The sequence below is a fragment of the Candidatus Krumholzibacteriia bacterium genome (assembly GCA_035649275.1).
GTDB lineage: Bacteria > Krumholzibacteriota > Krumholzibacteriia.
The window spans coordinates 15,089-34,556 of record DASRJW010000060.1 but is presented as its reverse complement, the minus strand read 5'-3'; the positions used below and the strand labels follow the sequence as shown (position 1 = coordinate 34,556).

12 protein-coding genes are annotated in these 19,468 nt (G+C 67.1%); 4 read left to right on the top strand and 8 right to left on the bottom strand.

The window, feature by feature from the left end; genetic code table 11:
* The 6 genes from VFE28_06215 to VFE28_06190 all read right to left on the bottom strand — a co-directional run.
* A partial coding sequence (locus tag VFE28_06215) for an acyl-CoA dehydratase activase-related protein (protein ID HZM15578.1) occupies window positions 1–1,052 on the bottom strand: 1,052 nt, incomplete at its 3' end.
* Between the two features lie 40 nt (window positions 1,053–1,092).
* On the bottom strand, window positions 1,093–3,528 hold the full coding sequence (locus tag VFE28_06210) for a BadF/BadG/BcrA/BcrD ATPase family protein (GenBank protein HZM15577.1): 2,436 nt from the start codon (window positions 3,526–3,528) through the stop codon (window positions 1,093–1,095).
* Window positions 3,525–5,111 (bottom strand): hypothetical protein, encoded by a 1,587-nt coding sequence (locus VFE28_06205; GenBank protein HZM15576.1) that lies wholly within the window; start codon window positions 5,109–5,111, stop codon window positions 3,525–3,527. Before VFE28_06205 ends, VFE28_06210 begins: the two co-directional genes overlap by 4 nt.
* 302 nt (window positions 5,112–5,413) lie before the next feature.
* Window positions 5,414–6,148, bottom strand: coding sequence for a TetR/AcrR family transcriptional regulator (locus VFE28_06200; GenBank protein ID HZM15575.1), 735 nt, complete (start codon window positions 6,146–6,148; stop codon window positions 5,414–5,416).
* A gap of 25 nt (window positions 6,149–6,173) precedes the next feature.
* On the bottom strand, window positions 6,174–8,891 hold the full coding sequence (gene acnA / locus VFE28_06195; protein ID HZM15574.1) for an aconitate hydratase AcnA: 2,718 nt from the start codon (window positions 8,889–8,891) through the stop codon (window positions 6,174–6,176).
* Between the two features lie 28 nt (window positions 8,892–8,919).
* Window positions 8,920–10,194, bottom strand: coding sequence for an MFS transporter (locus tag VFE28_06190; protein ID HZM15573.1), 1,275 nt, complete (start codon window positions 10,192–10,194; stop codon window positions 8,920–8,922).
* 112 nt (window positions 10,195–10,306) lie between these two features.
* Between VFE28_06190 and VFE28_06185 the strand changes: the two genes are divergently transcribed.
* The 3 genes from VFE28_06185 (at window position 10,307) to VFE28_06175 (ending at window position 16,195) form a co-directional block, all read left to right on the top strand.
* Entirely contained in the window at window positions 10,307–11,722 is a 1,416-nt protein-coding gene (locus tag VFE28_06185) for an MATE family efflux transporter (protein ID HZM15572.1), read from the top strand.
* Window positions 11,723–11,823: 101 nt separating this feature from the next.
* Complete coding sequence (locus tag VFE28_06180) at window positions 11,824–14,475, top strand: zinc-dependent metalloprotease (protein ID HZM15571.1); 2,652 nt, start codon at window positions 11,824–11,826, stop codon at window positions 14,473–14,475.
* An 82-nt stretch (window positions 14,476–14,557) separates the two neighbouring features.
* A complete protein-coding gene (locus VFE28_06175; protein ID HZM15570.1) occupies window positions 14,558–16,195 on the top strand; it encodes an alkaline phosphatase family protein in 1,638 nt (545 codons plus the stop codon).
* Window positions 16,196–16,506: 311 nt separating this feature from the next.
* On the opposite strand, the gene VFE28_06170 is transcribed toward VFE28_06175, so the two are convergent.
* Window positions 16,507–17,304 (bottom strand): CYTH domain-containing protein, encoded by a 798-nt coding sequence (locus tag VFE28_06170; GenBank protein HZM15569.1) that lies wholly within the window; start codon window positions 17,302–17,304, stop codon window positions 16,507–16,509.
* 126 nt (window positions 17,305–17,430) lie between these two features.
* Between VFE28_06170 and lspA the strand changes: the two genes are divergently transcribed.
* Entirely contained in the window at window positions 17,431–17,916 is a 486-nt protein-coding gene (lspA, locus tag VFE28_06165; protein ID HZM15568.1) for a signal peptidase II, read from the top strand.
* A gap of 60 nt (window positions 17,917–17,976) precedes the next feature.
* Here the strand turns inward: lspA and VFE28_06160 are convergent, their stop codons facing one another.
* Window positions 17,977–19,383, bottom strand: a complete 1,407-nt coding sequence (locus tag VFE28_06160) for a 6-bladed beta-propeller (protein HZM15567.1) — start codon at window positions 19,381–19,383, stop codon at window positions 17,977–17,979.
* Window positions 19,384–19,468: the final 85 nt, after the last annotated feature.

The window sequence follows — 19,468 nt, the reverse complement described above, 5'->3', positions numbered from 1 at the left end:
GGCATAGTGGCGAGCTTCTTCTGGATGATCTCGCCGGAGTACTTGCCGGCGTAGTGGACGATGGTCTCGACGCGGATCTTCACCGAGCCGGCGGGCTTGGTGGAATCCAGGTCGCCGAACTTGAAGAAGAGAGTCCCCGAGGCCTCGATGATCTTCTGCGTCGGCGTGTAGGTGGGCTGGTCCATGCCGCATTCGTAGCTGGAGAGCCGGATGACGCAAGTGATCCACGGACAGCGCGCGGCGACCTTGGCGCCCCAGAGGATCTCGTTGGTGTTGCTGCTGTAGGAGCTCCCCCAGACGTCGCGGATGTCGAAGGGGCTCTTGATGCGGCCGGCGCGCACCTCCTCCCCGAACATCCACTCCATGAGGTCGTCGTCCACGGGCAAGTACTGCAACCACAGCATGGGATAGCCGTGCGCTTGCAGCTCGACCTCGATCTCGTGCCCGATCCCCGTGTCCATGTGATAAGGCCGGCCGAGGACGAGCATGCAGGCCCGCTTCTCCCGGGCGCACCAGGCGAGGACGTCCCGGGACTGCTGGCGGGCCTTGCGGTTGAAGGCTTCCAGAGTGCGGAAGCCCGCCTGCGCGGCACGTTGCGTTTCGGGATAGGTCAGGTGCAACGCGTCCTTCATCGACTCGAACAGCTGCATCGGCACCATCTCGGGCTCGGCCAGGGAAACGAAGGGCGAGACGTAGGCCACACCGTTGTCGGCGAAGAGGTCGCGCTCCTTGACGAAGCCGGCCTTGATGTTCTCCGGCCCGGCCATGACCCGGGTGCAGGTGAGGGTGTCCTTCACGTGGCCGCGCAGCACCGAGGGCAGCGAGTAGATCATCGGGCTCAGCAGCACGTCGATCTTCTGCTTCTGCCCGAAGACGAGCTCGCCGTAGTGCCCGGCGATCGCCTTCACCGGATAGCAGCAGTCCACGGTGACGCGGCCCTTGCCGTGCTCCCGGAACTGCTCCTCCGAGGTGTCGGAGCTGAAGACGATGTTGTGCGGCTTGAGCCCCAGGTCCTGGAGGAAGCCCACCCAGAACTGATGGGTGGTCCACACGTTCAAGACCTTGGGAATGCCGACGCGCAGCTTCGAGCGGTCAGGCGCTGACCGCGACGCGCTTGAACGCTTCTTTCCGAACCAGGTCGGCAACGTTCGGGAAATCATGCCTCGTCTTTTCCATTTCCGCTTTGATGACCTTCATCTCGTTGGCGTCTTCCACCAGCCCCTTGGGACAGGAGTTGTTGACGATGACACGCTCCCAGCCCACCTGCAGCGGCACGCCGCTCCAGGTGCGGCCCTTGCCGCCGTCGAGCTCCACGTCGATGAAGCTCCGCTGGCAGGTCACCGGGCACCAATGGCAGACGGTCTCGGTGGAGGTCGTGGTCTGGTAGTTCAGCTTCTGGATGGCCTCGAAGCCCCGGAACTCGGAGCGGCCGCCCTTCTCCCACCACTCGAGCGCCACCAGCGCCGCACCGATGGCGCCGGCTTCGCCGGAGTGCGGGTGCACGTAGATCTCGGCGTCGGGGATCTTGGACTTGATGAAGTCCACCTGCGTCTTGACCACCGCCAGGTTCTTGTGCGTACCGCCCTGGAGGATGAACTTCCTCCCCACCTGACCGAGGTTGTTCAGACCGCCGGCGTAGATCCAGACGTTGAGGGGCAGGATGGCGCAGAGACCGCCCAGGATCTCCTCGGCCTGCCAGCCCTTGCGCTGCTGGTTGACGATGTCGCTCTGCAGGAAGACGCCGCAGCCCATGCTGAGCTGGGGCACGGCCTCGGCGCGGAAGGCGCCCTCGGCCATGTCCGAGAGCGGGATGCCGAAGCGCTCCGCCACGCCCTGCAGGAAGGCGCCGTTGCCCGACGAGCACTGCGAGTTGAGCCGGAAGTCCGTCACCGTGCCGTTGTGCAGGATCATGATCTTCACGTCCACGCCACCGACGTCGCAAATGCAATCTGCGTCGGGGAAGTAACGCAGGCCGGCGCTGGCATGGGCGATGGTCTCGACCACGGCGCAATCGGCGCCGACGATCGTCTTCAGCAGGTCCTTGCCGTAGCCGGTGATCCCGAGGCCGGTGATGCGCGACCCACCCACGCCCTCTTCGATCTGCTGGAAGAGCGACTTGGCGTCCTCGATGGGATTGCCCTTGCTGAGGGCGTAGCAGGAGAAAACGATCTCCTTGTCCGGCCCCAGGCAGACGGCCTTGGCGGTGGTGGAGCCGAAGTCGCAGCCGACCACGATCTCCGCCACCTGCGTCCGCGGCTTGACCACAGGGATGGCCACGTCGTGGGAGGCGGTGCTGGCCCCATGGCTGTTCCCATTCCCATTGCCGTTGCCGTTCCCATTGCCGTTGCCGTGGCCATTGCCGTTGTCGCCGGCGTAGAGCGACTTGAAGAGCTCCAATTCTTCGGGTGTGCTCCACAGGCCGCCACGGCCGGACTTCTTCTTCTCCTCGTGCTGACCCACCTCGATCCACCACTGCAGCTTGTCCGCACCGGTGTAGGCGCCGACACCGGGTGCCTCGCGCCGCCCGATCTCGACGCAGCCGAGGGCCGCGTAGTAGAGCGCTTCCTTGGGGACGAGGATGGCGTCCGCCGCGCTCGTCCCGGCGGGGAGCTCGATCTTGCGCTCCTCCCACAGCTTGGTGAGGTGATGCTCCCAGGCCTCGTGCAAGCCTTGGAAGAAGAGGTTGGGGCCGCCGAGGAGGAGGATCTTGGGCAGGGGTGTGTTGCCCCGCGTGAGGGTGGCGAGGTTCTGGTAGACCACGGCCTCGAAGAGGGAGGCGATGATCTCCTCCACGGGGACGCCCGCTTTGAGCAGCGTGTTGGCGTCGGCCTCGGCAAAGATGCCGCACTTGCTGCTCACCTTGTGCAAGGTCATGCCGGCGTAGCGCATCTGCGACAGCTGCTCCAAGGGGATCTGCAGCTTGCGCGCCGTCTTCTCCACGAAGGTCCCGGTGCCGCCGGAGCAGGCGCTCTGCATGAGCACCTGCTTGCTCTTCAGGTTGCCCGTGCCGGTGAAAAAGATCGTCTTCATGTCCTCGCCGCCGATCTCGCTGACGAAGGACACGTCCGGATGCAGGCGCTCGACGGCAGCGGCGACCGCCACCACTTCCTGCACGACCTTGCCGCCCACGAGCGGTGCGATGAGCCCGGCCCCGGAGCCGGTGAAGAAGATGCGATCCCGTTCCGGCGTGAGGCCGTGCTCCTGCTCGAGCCGGCGCAGGAATTCCAGGACCTTCTCCGCTTGGCGGGTGTTGTGGCGCTCGTAGGCCTGCGCGATGGCCTCGCCTTGCGGCGATGCCAGCACGTACTTGCAGGTGGTGCTACCGACGTCGAGAGCGCAGACGAGCGCCGTCGCCGTGTCGGGCCGCGCCGGCGCGGCCGCGCTCGCGCCGGACTGCGTCACACAAGCCTCGGGGACGACGGCTGCACCGCACGTCGCGTCGTTCGCTACCGACTTCGTCGCCTCGGCGTCGAGGTGTACGACGCGGGCGCTCGTGTCCTCGGTGCGGATGCGGGCGATGGACTTCACGCCCGACCTCGCTTCGCCAGGTGCAGGGCGTAGTTCGCCGCCGTGCCGGCGTAGCCCGCGTGCGGGATGCGGGTCGTGGCCCGGCAGAGCTCGGGATGGCGCGCCTCGATGCGGCGCAGCGCCTCCAGGCTCAGCCCTGTCTTTTGCAGCACCTCCTCGAAGTCGCTCTGCGACCGCTTCTTCGCCTCCGTGAGGATCATCTGGCAGCGCGAGAGAGCATGGACCTCGGCGTCACCCTTGACCTCGATGGGGGCGTAGAGCAGGTCGGGATAGCGGCCGAGGACGTTCGCCATGGCGCCCACGGACATGGTGTTGGGCATGCACGAGTACGGGGACAGCTCGCAGATCATGTGGGCCTTCTTGTGCAGGTGCGAGTAGATGGCCTTGCCGACCAGCATGTGTCCCTCGCCGCCGCGCAGCTCGTGGTGGAAGTACGGCGACGCCAGCTGCTTCAGCTCCTCTTGATCGGGCAGCTGGTTGGGCACGTTGCCGAGAGCCTTGCGGAAGGCGTTGTAGTTGCCCTTGTAGAGCTTCCCGAAGAGGCGCACCATGGCCATCTTCATCGGAATCTTCTTGTCCAGGTGCTTCTTCTTCTCCATCCGCCACATCGGCGTGCGCAGCAGATAGTCGAACCACACGGCAATGGGCGGCGGAATGGTCTCCGCCCCTTCCTGCTCCAGCCAGCGCTTGATGTTGTAGTTACCGTCGCCTTCGTGGGTCTGGAGCCAGAACTCACCGGTCACCTTGACGCGCGGCTTGACCTGCAGGCGGTCGACCTCGATGGCGTCCCACTTCTTCCGGACTTGCCGCAGCGCGTCCTTGAAGTAGGGCGTGGTGAAGTGCCAGGCGAGAGAGCCCCACTTCTTGCCCTTGAGCGGCCGCTGGCGGAAGGCTTCATAGAGGATCTCGACGCTCTCCTTCATGACCGCGTCGGTCTGTCCGGGGGTCACTTCGTAGGGCCGGATGGCGTACTCCATGTCGGTGAGCACGTCGGCGCAGAGGACCGCCCACACCAGGCCGAGGCTCAAGGGCAGGTTGATCTCGAGACCGCCGCCGTTGTGCGCACCCTGATCCATCTGGTTGTCATCGAGGAGCAGCAAACGGAAGTCGCGGAGGCCCATGCCGTCCAGTGCCATCTCGTAGGACTGGTGATACTGGCCGAAGCGGCAGGGGCCGCAGGCGCCGGCGGTGAGGAAGAGGTAGTTGTTCACGACCTCGTCGCGGCCCTTGAGGGCGACTTCGGACTTGAGGTGGCTCACCAAGCTGCCGGTGGTGAAGATGGTGGGGCAGCAGGCACCGACGTCGATGAGCTCTTTGCCCGCATCCAGATCGGCGCGAGTGATGTTGGGAATCGGCTGCGCCTTGTAGCCCATGTTGTGGAAGGCGCCCTGGACCAGGCGTTCGTGCTTCCAGGTCAGTCCCCCGAAGAGGATCGTCACCTTGTCGCGATCTTCCCGGGTGAAAGGCCGAGCTTTGTATGCTGTGTAATGCTCGATCGCCGTCGCCACGGCATCCTCCCTAATGCTGCGCCCCGAGGGATAGGGCGGCCGGAAAAAGAGCAAGGCGGCCCGATCTCGCTCCATCCACGCGGGCTCGTTCCGTACAAACGCCATGCAGAATCATTTGCAAACGCGGACGAGGGGGATGCTAGACTGACATGTCAGTCCAATGCAAGCCCGGACCTCTACCGTAAGCCATTCAAACTAAGTAAGTTAAAAAATCGGGGAGACTTCCCGATGGGACCTGAAGGCGGGTGGCCGCCTGGAAGCAGGTCGGCAACATTTATAGGGGCGACTCGGGCAGCTCTCCGGTCGGGGAACTCAAAAGCAAGAAACACGGCTTGAAGGAACTGAGGCGGAAGGGAGCGAAGCGACAAGGAGCGCACTCAGGTGCGGAGGAAGCCCTGCATGCTGTAGCGCAGCACCTCGTCCACCATGGGGCCGACATCGCGCTTGGAGAAGTGGCCGGACTGCAGCCCCTGGAAGACGATCTCTTTCACCCCGCCGAAGATGAAGGGGGCGACGAGCTCGTCGTCTAGGCTCCGCACCACGCCGAGCTCTTGGCCGCGCCGCAAGGCGCGGCGGATCAGGCTGATGACGCTCGTGGTGAAGGCCGCCACCTGCTGGTCGGCGTCCGGGTCGACACCTTGTCCGGAGCGGTAGAGGACGCCCATGAGATTCTGGTTCGCCGCCACCACACGAAGTGCGCAGGTGACGTTGGCGCGCAACTGCTGCAACGGACTCGGGGCGCCTTCGGTCAGGTCCACCGGTCGGACGCAGGCGGCGAGCTTCTGGACGAGCGAGTCGAGGAGCTCGCTGAAGATCACCCGCTTGCTGTCGAAGTAGAGATAGAAGGTGCCGCGCGAGATCCCGGCGGCGTCGATGACATCGCTGATGCTCGCGGCGTGGAAGCCTTTCTCGGCGAAGACCCTCTCCGCGGCGCGCAGGATCTGATCGCGCCGGGCGCGGCGCTGGCCGCTGGCGCGAGCCGCCCGTCGGTCCACCGGCCCGGCAGCGGCTGCACCGCCGGGCCCCGAGCGTGGCGCCTCTTCGCCGTGCTCCAGGTCCGCGGTCTGCACCGGCGGGCGCCGGGAGCGCCGGCCGCCTTTCAGAGGTACCAAGGGCGAGAGCCTCCGGAGTTCGAGCTCAGAGCATCTGCCGGAGCACGTACTTGAGGATGCCGCCGTGGCGGAAGTACTCCAGCTCGAGAGGCGTGTCGATGCGGCAGACTACTCCGAACAGCTTGGGCGGATCGTCGGCACTGGGAGACGTGGCCACCACCTCCAGGCGCTTCCCTGGTTGCAGATCGCTGGCGATGCCGCGGATGGCGTAGACCTCCTCGCCGGTGAGATCCAGGCTCTGGCGCGTTTCGCCGTCGGCGAACTGCAGTGGCAACACCCCCATGCCGATGAGATTGCTGCGGTGGATGCGCTCGAAGGATTCGGCGAGCACGGCGCGCACGCCGAGCAAGACGGTTCCCTTGGCGGCCCAGTCGCGCGACGAGCCGGAGCCGTATTCCTTGCCGGCCACGACGAGGAGGGGCACGTGCTCTTCGAGGTAACGGAGGGAAGCGGCGTAGATCGTGGTGACCTTGCCGTCGGGGAAATGCCGGGTCCAACCGCCTTCGGTGTTGGGAGCGAGCTCGTTGCGCAGGCGAACATTGCCGAAGGTACCGCGGATCATGACCTCGTGGTTGCCGCGCCGGGCCCCGAAGGAGTTGAAGTCCGCCGGAGCGACGCCGTGCTCCAGGAGGTACTGCCCCGCCGGCATGTCCTTGGGGATCGACCCGGCCGGCGAGATGTGGTCGGTCGTCACCGAATCGCCGAGGAGCGCCAGCACGCGGGCATCCTCGATGTCGGCGAGCGGCTGGGGCTCCCGCGGCAGGGCGTCGAAATAGGGCGGGCGCCGGACGTAGGTGGAGTTCGCGTCCCAGGCGAAACGGCTGCCTTCGGGCACGGGGATGGCACGCCAGCGCTCGTCGCCAGTGAAGACGTCGGCATATTGCGCCGCGAACATCTCAGGTCGAAGTGTGGATTGCACCGCCGCTTGGATCTCCGCGTTGCTCGGCCAGAGGTCGCGTAGATACACGTCGCGCCCGTTCTTGTCCCGACCCAGGGGCTCGTTCTGCAGGTCCACGTCGATGCTACCGGCGAGGGCGTAGGCCACCACGAGCGGCGGGCTCGCCAGGTAGTTGGCACGCACGAGCGGATTGATTCGACCCTCGAAGTTGCGGTTGCCCGAGAGCACCGCCGCCGCCACCAGCCGGCCAGTATCGATGGCCTGCGCCACCTCGGGTAGCAAAGGCCCGCTGTTCCCGATACAGGTGGTGCAGCCGTAGCCGACGACATGGAAGCGCAGCTTCTCGAGGTACGGCAGCAGGCCCGAGGCGGTCAGGTACTCGGTCACCACCTTGGAACCTGGGGCCAGGCTCGTCTTCACCCATGGCTTCACCTGCAGGCCGTGCTCCACGGCCTTCTTCGCCAGGAGCCCGGCGGCCATGAGCACCGACGGGTTCGAGGTGTTGGTGCACGAGGTGATCGCAGCGATGACAACGGCGCCGTGGCCGAGCTCGACCTCCTCGGTCCCGAGACGGGTTTGCACCCGGGACGCCAGCGCCTGCTCCAGGGGCAGCGTGGCGGTCGCCGTCGCTGCCGGCAGCATCTGCGGCAGGGCGCGGGCGAACTCCGCCTTCGTCCGCGCCAAGGGGACGCGATCGTGGGGGCGGCCCGGTCCGGCCAAGGTCGCCCCGACGCTGCTCAGATCGAGATCCAGCCGCTCGTCGTATTCCGCCGGCGGCGCACCAGGGCTGCGGAACAAACCTTGTTCTTTCGCATAGGCTTCGACGAGAGCGACACGCTCGGCGCTCCTGCCGGTGAGTCGCAGGTAGTCGAGCGTCTTGGCGTCGATGGGAAACATCCCGCAAGTGGAGCCGAACTCCGGTGACATGTTGGCGATGGTGGCACGATCGGCGAGGCTCAAGTGGTCCAGGCCGTCGCCGAAGAACTCGACGAACTTGCCCACCACACCCTTGGCCCGCAGCATCTGCGTCACTGTCAGCACCAGATCGGTGGCGGTGGCGCCCTCGGGCAAGGCGCCACGTAGCTCGAAGCCGACGACCTCCGGGATGAGCATGGGCACGGGCTGGCCGAGCATGGCGGCCTCGGCCTCGATGCCGCCGACTCCCCAGCCGAGCACGCCGAGACCATTGATCATGGTGGTGTGGCTGTCGGTGCCGAGGACCGTATCGGGATAGGCCACGGCTCCCTCCCCGGTCTGCTCGGCGAAGACCACCCGCGCCAGGTGTTCCAGATTGACCTGGTGCACGATGCCGGTGTTCGGCGGCACGACGCGGAAGCTGTCGAAGGCAGTCTGCCCCCAGCGCAGGAAAGCGTAGCGCTCGCGGTTGCGCTGGTACTCGAGCGCCGCATTCTCTTGCAGCGCTGTGGGGGTGCCGAAGACATCCACCTGCACCGAGTGATCGATGACCAGCTCCGAGGGCAGCAAGGGGTTGATGCGGCGCGGATCGCCACCCAGGTCGGCCAGGGCATCGCGCATCGCCGCCAGGTCCACCACTGCTGGGACGCCGGTGAAATCTTGCAGGATCACCCGCGCGGGCATGAAAGCGATCTCGCGCTCCTCGGTGGTGCCGGGCCGCCAGCGGGCGAGGGCTTCGATGTCCGTGTGCTGCACCGTGTGTCCATCCTCGCAGCGGAGCAGATTCTCGAGCAGGATGCGCAGCGAATACGGCAGGTGCGCGATGGCGAAGCCGGCGGCTTCGAGCCGCTGCAAACTATAAAAACTGTACTGCCGCTCGCCGACCGCGAAGGTCGTCCGCGTGGAGAAGGTGTCGCGACTGGGCTTCATGCGTCGTTGGCCCCCGCCCGGGGTGGTTTCACTGCGCTTCGCGCCGCGTGGCCGCCGCCGAGAGCGACTCGAAGTCCGTTGGGCTCTGCAGATTAGCACTTGCAGTGGCGGCCTTGGAAGCGCGGCGAATCCGGAGCAGGACGGCGACGAAGCCGAGGGCGCCGAGGAAGAATGTCCCCGCCGCGATGTCCATCCCCGTGGTCAGGCCGTAGTGGTCGGCGAGGCGTCCGGTGGCGTAAGGCGCCCAGGTCACGGCGAACAAGTGCACGATGGCGTTGTACAGACCCATGGCGGTGGCATGGGCTCGCTCCGGGGTCATGTCGTGCAGCACCGCCGTCAGCGGCCCGTGATACCAACTCAGGAAGAATCCGGAGAGGAAGAAGGAGACGAGGAAGAGCGTCTTGCTCGAGGTGTGCACGGCACAGAGGAGGAACGGTGCGCCCAGGAGGAGACCGGCCACGATGACGAAGGCCCGCCCCCAGAGGACGCGGCGCATCAGCCGATCGGCGAGCCAGGCACCGGCGACGATGCCGAGCACCCCCGCGAGCCCTAAGTTGACTCCCAGGATGACGCTCGCGTCGTGCAAGGAGAGACCTTTGTTCTCCACCGCGAAGGTCGTGCCCCAGAAGATGAGGGCGTAGGCCCCGAAGGAAACGCAGCAGCCGCCGGCGAGGGCCTCCCAGTAGGCGGCGGAGCGCAGGATCTCGCGCCAGGGGACGCCGACCGCCGCGGCCACCGGCGGCTCGCGGAGCCTGGCGATCCGCGCCGCCAGCAAGATACCCGGCACGGCGACGATGAAGAGTGTCGGCCGCCAGCCGAACCGGGCGGCGAGCACGCCGCCGAGCCCGAGGCCGACACAACCGCCGATGAACATACCGGCGTTGAAGGTGCCTTGCACGCGGGCGCGGACCGCGGCGGGGAAGCTGCGGGTGATGATGGCGGTGGCGGCGGGCGTGAACGCTGCCTCGCCGATACCGACCAGGGCACGGGCGCCGAGCAAAGCGCGAAACGAGTGCACCAGGCCGGTGACGAAGGTCGCGCCGCTCCAGAAGAGAACGGCGCCCGCCATGACGTTCTTCCGCGAAGTGCGATCCGCCAGAACGCCGAGGGGCAAGGTGAAGCACGAGTGCATCAGCGCGAACACGGTGCCGAGGAGCCCCGCCTGGGAATGGGAGAGCGAGAACTCCCCTTGCAAGAGCGGCAGGATGGCGCCGACGATCTGACGGTCGACGAAGTTCATGAAGTTGACCAGCGTCAAGAGCAGCAGCACATGGAGCTGTCGCCGGTCGAGAGCGCCGAGCATCCCCACCTCGATCCCACGGGGCTGCAGTACAGTACACGTTCACGCCGCGCCTGGCGACGCTGGATCGGAGCGGACACAACGAACGCGCGGATGGCACCTCGGAGTCGGCGTGATGCAGGCAACACCAACGCAGAGGACCGGCAAGGGCGGCTTCTTCGCCTCCCTGCGCGAAGCGCTCCGCGGCACGGAGATGGATTTCACCTCCGGCCCCCTGGGGCGCGGCATCCTGCTCCTCGCCGTTCCCATGATGCTCGAGATGCTCGGCGAAGCCCTCTTCGCTTTGACCGACGCTTTCTTCGTCGCCCGACTGGGGCCCGCGGCGCTGGCCACGGTGGGAATGACGGAATCGCTCCTGGAGGTGGTGTACGCCATCGCCGTTGGCCTCGGCATGGCGACGACGGCGCTGGTGGCGCGTCGTGTCGGCGAGAAGGACCGGCGCGGCGCCGCCGCGACCGCGGTGCAGGCCTTGGGCGTAGCCGCTTGCCTCGGCTGCCTGCTGGCGCTTCTCGGAGTGCTGGCAGCGCCGCGCTTGCTCCGGCTCATGGGAGCCGACGCCGCCACCGTGGCCGCCGGCAGCGGCTACACGCGCTGGGTGTACGCCGGCATTCCTTGGGTCGTGCTGCTCTTCGTCGGCAACGCCGTCTTCCGCGGCGCCGGCGACGCCTCCAAGGCGATGCGCGCGCTCTGGGTCGCCAACCTCATCAACATGCTTCTCGATCCGTGTCTCATCTTCGGCCTGGGACCGTTTCCCAGGCTCGGGCTCGAAGGCGCTGCCGTGGCCACGAACATCGGCCGCGCCACCGGAGTGCTCTACCTGTTCTCCCGCCTGGCTAGAGCGGGGCCGCACCTGGCGCTCACCCGAACCGACTTGCGTCTGCAGCCGCAGGTGGTGCGCCGCTTGCTGCGGCTTTCCGTCGGCGGCGTCGGTCAGTTCCTCATCGCCACCGCGAGCTACATCGGTCTCGTCCGCGTCCTCTCCACCTTCGGCGGCGCGACGCTCGCGGGCTATGTCGTGGCCATCCGCATCGTCATCTTCGTCATCATGCCGTCGTGGGGTCTCTCCAGCGCCGCGGCCACCCTCGTCGGACAGAATCTCGGGGCCCGCAATCCCGAGCGCGCCGCCCGCGCCGTCTGGCTCACCGGGGTCTACAACATGATCCTCATGGGCACCATCACGCTCGTCTTTCTCTTCCTGTCGCGGCGCATCGTGACGCTGTTCACCCAGGATCCGGCGGTGCTGCCGACGGCGGCTGCTGCTCTCCGGATCGTGAGCTACGGTTACGTCTTCTATGCCTGGGGCATGGTGATGACCAATGCCTTCAACGGCGCCGGTGACACCACCACGCCCTCGTGGATCAACCTGGTCGCCTTCTGGCTGTTCCAGCTCCCCGTGGCCTGGCTCCTCTCCCGGACCCTGGGGCTCGGGCCGCACGGGGTGTTCTGGGCCATCGCCCTGGCCTATTCGCTCTCCGCGGTCATCGGCGTGGCGGTCTTCCGGCGCGGCCTCTGGCGCCGGCGCCAGGTCTGACGCCTGGCCGCAGGGTGTAGTAGGATCAAGGGCGCCAGGGTGCTTAGGACCCATGGCGTTTTCCCCAACACTCCTCGCCGCTGCTGTGGAGGTCCCCGGCCGTGAAGCGTTTCATGGTCTTCGTCGCCATCCTGGCGCTGCTTGCTCCCTCGGAAGCGGCGCTGGCGAAGAAACCGAAGAAAGAAGAAGGCGGCGACGCCGCCAAGAAAGAACAGACCGAGAAGAAGAAAGGGCCCTTCAAGGACTTTTCCGAGGTGACCGAGGACGCGAAGTTCCTCGAGGGCTTCTTCGACATCTACCAGAAGCCGGAGCAACTGCTCCTCGCCGTGCCCGAGAAGCGTTTGGATGAAGACTTCATCCTGAATTTCACCCTCGCTCAGGGCGTGGGATCGGGCTGGCTCATCGGCGGCACGATGCTGAACTGGGAGGCCGTGGTCGTCGCCCTGGAGCGACACGGCGACAAGCTGTTCCTGGTGGCGAAGCCGACGCGCTTCACCGCCAGTGAAGAACCTTACAAAGGCATGGTGGATTTCGCCTTCGGCTCCTCCGTCCTGGCGTCGGCGGACATCGTCAGCATCCGTGACAAGGACAAGGCGCTCCTCATCGATGTGCAGAAGTGGTTCCTCTCCGACCTTTCCGGCGTCGGCGAAGTCCTGCGCTTCACCCTCTCCCCGGTCCCGGGGCAGCGCGGGCCGGCGCAGCTGGAGACGGACAAGAGCTTCATCGAGCAGGTCAAGGTGTTCCCGCAGAATGTGAACGTGCGCGCCAAGCTCAGCTTCCGGCCCGGTGAACCGGTGGACTGGGACGGAGTGCCTGACGGCCGTTCCATCCCCTTGTCGGTGTACTGCGTCATGGCCCCGCTGCCGGAGGAGCCGATGACGCCGCGGCGTGCCGACGACCGCATGGGTTACTTCCTGACGGCGCAGAAGGATTTCGCCCAGCCGGAGCACGACTTCTTCGCCCGCTATGTGCGCAAGTGGCGTCTCGAGCCGGAGCGCAAGCGCGGCGACCTGTTCATTCCCAAGAAGCCCATCACCTATTTCCTCGATCCGAGCATTCCGCCGGAGTACCGCCCCTACATCCAGGCGGGGGTCGAGGAATGGAATCGGGCCTTCGAGGCCGCGGGTTTCGAGAACGCCATGCGCGCCGACCTGCTGCCCCGGGACGCGGACCCTGAGGATCTGCGCTACGCCACGATCCGCTGGGTGGCCACGGACGTCCGCAGCTACGGCGCCATCGGCCCCTCCGTGGTGGATCCACGAACCGGTGAGATCCTCGACGCCGACATCCTCTTCGATGCCGCCATTGCTCAGTGGGCCCGTCAGACCTGGCGCACCGTGGCCGATCCTTCGCGGACGCTGCAGCAGATCCTCGGCATGGAGGAGACGGCGGCGCCGCCGACCGGGCCGAACTTCGAGCAAGCCGGCTTCGCCGAGCAGCTGTCGGTGCACATGGCCATGATGCGGGCGGACCTGCTGTTGCGCGGTGTCATCACGCCGCAGGAGCCGGTGCCGATTGAGTTCATCGGCGAGTTCCTCAAGTTCGTCACCATGCACGAGGTGGGGCACACCCTCGGGTTGCGGCACAACTTCCGCGGCTCCACGGATACGCCCATGGCTCGGCTGCACGACCGGGTGTGGACCGGCGAGCACGGCTTGGTGAACTCGGTGATGGAGTACCCGGCGGCGAACATCTCCGGCGACGGCAAGCCCAACGGCAACTACTACACGCCCACCGTGGGCACCTGGGATCTCTGGGCCATCTCCTACGGCTACACGCCGGATGCGGAGAAGGCCGCCTCGCTGGCCCGGCAGGTGGCGCAAGACGGCCACCAGTACGGCACCGATGAGGACGCCGGCGGCATCCCCGCGCTCGATCCGACGGTGAACGTGTGGGATCTGGGCGACGATCCTTTGGGCTGGAGCAAGGAGCGCACGCATCTCATCCGCGGCATCTGGGAACGGTTGCCTCAGGTCGTGCTCTACGACGATCGGCCGCGCTATGAGCTGACCGATGCGCTGAACACGCTCTTGGTCGCTTACCTGCAAGCCCTGGCCCCGGCGGTGAAGTACGTCGGCGGGCAGGAAGTGAACCGCGATCACGTGGGCGATCCGCAGGCGCGGCCGCCCTATCAGATCGTGCCCAAGGCCAAGCAGCTGGATGCGCTGGAGCACGTGGTCCAGGCCTCGCTCAGCGAGAATTCCTTCGCCATGCCTCGCGAGGTCCTGACCCAGCTAGGGTCGAACCGCTGGAGCCACTGGGGCATGGACAACACCATCATGGGCCGCATCGACTACCCGCTGCACGAGCTCGTGCTCATGGTGCAGAGCGGCGTGTTGCAGCAGCTCACCAACCCGGTGCGCCTGCAGCGCCTGGTGGACGGCGAAACCGTTTTCGGCGCCCAGAGCACGCTTTCCATTCCGGAGCTGATGGACAACATCACCCGCTCGGTGTGGAGCGAGACGTGGGGAGCGCAGCCGCGCAACGTCACCAGCATGCGGCGCAACCTGCAGCGACTGTACGTGGACCGGATGACCGATCTGCTGGCCCACCCGCCGGCCCGCCTCCCGGCGGACGCGCGGGCGGTGACGCGGGTGCAGCTGCGCGACCTGCAAGGCCGGCTGGAACGGGCCCTCGGTGCGGGGACCAACCTGGACCCCTACACGCGGGCGCATTTGCAGGAAGCGCACGAGCGCATCGGCAAGGCCCTGGAAGCCGGTCTCGAAGTGGAGTTGCTCGGCGGCCGCGGCTGAGGCCGGATGTGGATTGGGTTCTGGCGCCAAGCCCCGGGCCGGTGCATCCGGTCCGGGGCTTCGCATGAGTGCAGGAGGTGGCATGCCTCGAAGCTGCCGGTTCCTGGGCCGCCGGCTGCTGCGCCGTGCTCTCCTCTTCGCCTCTCTGCTCTTGCTCTTCGCTTGCGAGGCAGGGCACGAGCCGCCCCGGCTTCTCGTGGTCATCGTCGTCGATCAGCTGCGCGCCGATCTGCTGCGGCGCTACGACAACTGCTTCACCGGTGGTTTCCGCCGCCTGCTCGACCAGGGTGGCGGCAGTACCGCTGCCGTGCATGACCACGCGATCACGGACACCGCGCCGGGGCACGCGACGCTGGCCACCGGTGTCCATCCTTCCCGGCACGGGATCGTGGACAACGCCTGGTGCGAAAGCCGCGACGGCCACGTCGTCGTCGTTCCTTGCGTCGCCGATTCCAGCACGCGCATCCTCGGTGCCGCCGCGATCGGAGCTTCACCGCGTCATCTGCAGGTGCCGGGGCTCGCCGATTGGCTGCGGGCGGCCGGGGAGCATGCCCGCGTCGTCGCCCTCGGTGGCAAGGATCGCTCCGCGATCCTGCTCGCCGGCAAGGGCCGCGGCGACGTGTACTGGTTCTCCCGCGCCGAGGGCCGCTTCGTCACCTCCACCTATTATCGCGATGACTATCCGGAGTGGTTGGAGCGCTTCCAGCACGGGCCCTGGCTCGGCTTCTGCCGCGACTCCACCTGGACCTGCACCGTCCCGGCCGGCCTCCGTTCCCGCGCCCGCGGTGCCGCGGCGCTGCCGGCAGCGGACCCGCACGAGCGCAGTGGCGGCGCTGAAGCGGCGAGATCGTCGCAGGAAGCAGCGGATCTCCACTCCTTCACTCATGCCTTCGCTGTCGCAACGGAGGATTTCTGGACCTGGTGGCTGGCGACGCCGGCGCTGGACGAAGCGACGCTGGCGCTGGCGCAGGAGGCGGTCCGCTCCTGCGCGCTCGGGAAGGACACGACGCCGGACCTACTCGCTCTCGGTTTGTCGCAGACCGACCGCATCGGCCACCGCTACGGTCCGCTCAGCCTCGAACAACTCGATCATCTGCTCCGCCTGGACCGGGCGCTGGGAGAGTTCTTCGCCAGCCTCGACACGGTGGTAGGGAAAGGACGCTGGCTCGTGGGGCTCTCCGCCGACCATGGTGTGACCGATACGGCGGCGGACCGGCGCGAAGACGGCGTGCCCGTGCAGGTCCTCGATCTTGCGAGCGTCGATTCGTTGTTCGCCGATCTGCAGGCGCTGGACGGGACGGGGGCCGCCCGAGAGGAGCTCGCCGCGGCACGCGTGGTGCGCTGTCCCTACGTCGCCGCCGCATTCACGCACACCGAGGTCATGTTCTCGGCGCCAGGAGATTCGTTCCTCGACCTCTTCCGCCACTCTTACTATGCGGGGCGTTTCCCGATGGCGCCGCTGGGTTCCTCGGCACGACGGCGAACGCTGGGCGTCTACGGCGTCGAGGCGCGCCTGCAATCCTGGGCGACGTGGAGCGAGGCGGGCGCCGATCACGGCTCGCCCTACCTCCCGGACCGGCAGGTGCCGATGCTGTTCTTGGGGGCCGGAGTGCGACCTGGTTCCTGGTCGGGGCACCTGCGCACGGTGGACTTCGCCCCGACACTCCTCCAGATGCTGCGTCTGCCCGTGCCCGCCGGCCTCGACGGTCACCCGTACTGACGACCTCGCGGAACGCCCCACCGTCGGATCCACCGGGAGTTCCCGTGACACGATTCGCCGCGAGTCCCGAGGGGAACGACAACCTGGTGACAACGGCCGGCACGATCGATGTCATGTTCGCCCGTGCGCCAGGTTTGTAGCCGGGGAGACCTCCAGTGCGCGCGCCAAAGGCGACCGCCTTGGCGTGCTAAGCGTTCCAGCCGAGGCGTCGGTGCCTCTATCCACGTTTGACGAGCAAAGCCTAATCACGGGGGCACACCATTGCACGAGAAGTTTCTCTGTCGAATCGGTTCTCGTTCGATGAAGAGTGGCTAGGTGTGATCGGGCCTTCCCCGATGCAGTGGCTCCTGCAGGAGAGCGTAAGCGCGTGCAGTCAGGTCGCCAGAGGCGCCGACGAGCGTCTGCGGCCCGTGGCGTCGTGCCAGCGCCTCCAACGTCAGGCCGGTGCGGAGCTTGGACGGACGCCACGGTTGCAGCTCGGCAGGGAAGAGAGCGCGCAGCTCCGCACCGAGATGCGTGAGCGCCGGGCTCTCCATTCCGGGCCCGGCCTCGATTTCCACCTCGTGGTGACGCATGGGCGTTCCGGCCGCGACATACGTCACGGTATCGATGACCAGCTCCGCGACCGGATCCTTCCCCGCCGCCAAGAGATGGCGCGGGCGGCGCAGGGTCTCGCGGTCCTGGATGAGGAGGAAGCCGGCGCCCAGCAGCGCCGCCACTGGATCGGCAGCACGGCGAGGCCCGTCGCTTCCTCCCAGAGCCGCAGGCCAGTCGCGACCGAGCTCGGCACCGACGCGGCTCCAGAGCGCCGAATCCGCCACCGGGCCCTCCATCTCGAGGCGCTCGACCACGGCGCCGCGGTCGCGGGCGCGCCCCTTCAGGCAGAGAAGAAAGCGGTCTTCCATCTGCCGCAGGCGGAGGGCGTAGCCGCGGGCTTGGAGGCGTCGTTCCGGGAGATCGAAGTAGCGATCGTGAAGGCGCCGGGGTGGCTCGAGGCGCAACCGGTGGCCGGCGAGTTCTTGCAGGCTCTCCAGCCGGGCAACGACCGCCAGGGGGTCGTCCGAGCGGACGACGAAGGTGATCTCGATCTCGCGTGGCTCGGAAGACATGGATGGCTGCCGCGCGCTCCGATCAGGAGGCGTCGTTCGGGCGAGGGCATGGTAGCATGCCGCCCTGGCAGGGCCGCTCGCCTCGCGGGCGGGCTCGGTTTTCGGGCACCACCGTGAAGGAGCGCCGTGCTGCGCAAGTGGAGCATGCTGGTTCTTTGCGCTGGTGTCCTCGTGCTCCTCGACCAGACCACGAAGCGCTGGGCCCTCGAGAACCTCGAGCGCGGACACACCGAGGTCGCCTGGGGCGGCCTGCTCAAGCTCACCCTCAGCTTCAATCGTGGCGCCGCCTTCGGTCTCGACCTGGGACCGGCGTCGCGCCCCCTCTTCATCCTGCTTTCCCTCTTCGTCCTCGCCTGGCTCCTGATGGTCTACCACCGCAACCCCGCCGCAAGCCGCTGGCGGGCTGCTGGCGTGGTCCTCGTGGTGGGCGGGGCGATCGGCAATCTGGTCGACCGGCTGCTCTGGAGCCGCGGCGTCGTGGACTTCCTCGGACCCTACGACCTGGGCCTTCTCGTCTGGCCCATCTTCAATCTGGCGGATTGCTGGGTCGTGATCGGGATTGCACTGCTGGTGCTGTCGATGCAACGGGGTCGGTTGACGAAAGCGGCGTGAAGCAGGAAGCAGCCGCCGTCCCGCTGCATCTCGGCGCGCAGGCACGCGAGAGCGCGAAGCTCAGCGCAAGCGCACGATCTTGACGCTCCGGGAAGGCGCGTCGTTCACCTGCACGTCCACGAAATAGACGCCTGGTGGCACCAACCTGCCGTCGACGCCTCTGCCGTCCCAGCCGAGCGTGTGGTTCCCCGCCGGCAGCGAGCCGGTGAAGAGCTCGCGGACGAGGCGGCCGCTGCTGTCGTAGATCCGCGCCGCCAGGCGGGCGTCGCCGCCGCTCGCCAGATCGGGGCCCGCGAGGCCGACACGCAACGAGGTCGAGGTGCGCCAGGGGTTGGGCGAGACCGACAAGGCGGTGAGCGCCGAGAAGCCGGAACCGGTGCTGCTCGTCGGGGCGCGGGTGAACTTCTGGATTCTGTGGTTCTGGCTGTCGGCGACGAAGACGGCACCGTCGGCGGCGACCGCAACGCCGAGGGGGAAGTAGAACTGCCCGTCGCCGAGGGCGAGGCCGCCCGTGCCATCGGGATCCACGCACCCGGAGCCATCGGAGAGACGACACATGCTGCCGGTGGCGTCCATGAAGGCGCCGCCGGCGCCGAAGATTTGCAGGCGGTGGTTGTTGGTGTCGATGACGAGGACACGAGCACCGTCGTCTTCGACACCACCGGTGAACTGGAACTGCCCGTTCCCGGAGCCGGATGTGCCCCAGGTGACGAGGAAGCCTCCGGTGCTGGTGAACTTCTGCACTCGATTGGCGAGCGCGTCGGAGACGTAGACCTGGCTGTTCCCGTCGACAGCGACGTCACGGGGCGATTGGAACTGGCCGTCCGCGGTCCCGAGCATTCCCCATTTGCCGAGGAAGCCGCCGGTACTGGTGAACTTCTGGATGCGCTTGTTCGGTAAGCCGTCCTCGGAGACGAAGACGTGGAGGCTCTCGTCGACGCACACACCGCGGGGCGATTTGAACTGCCCGTCGCCGGTGCCGGACGTGCCCCACTGGCGCAGGTACGCTCCCGCGGCCGAAAAAACCTGGATTCTGTTGTTGAAGAAATCGGTGACGTAGACCTCGCCGTTGGCAGCGACGGTGACGTCGCGAGGCGAGTTGAACTGGCCGTTCCCCGTGCCCGAATCCCCCCAGGCGGTGACGAAGGCGCCGGTGTTCGAGAAGACCTGAATGCGGTGGTTGCCCCGATCGGCGACGTAGACGTTGCCGTTTGTGCCCACGGCGAGGGCGACCGGCTCGTTGAACTGGCCGGTGGCCGTCCCCTGGCTCCCCCATTTGGTGGCGAAGAGAAGAGTTCCTGCGGCCCAGCTCGTGGTGGCGAAGCAAAGAAGCGTGGCGGTAGCCCAGAGGCAGAGAAGCCTCCCACGGCCGTGGCAGCGCTCCGGAGGAGCGCCGAGGGCCCGGAGCGCAGCACCCTGGACGGGCCGTTTGTGGGCGAGGAAATGCCCACCCGTCGAGTCGGTCATTCGAGATCCTCCGGCGTCAGCCCTGTGGAGCGCCTGTGATTCTACCATTCGTGAGCCCTCTCCAGACAGAATGTCGCGGTTTTGG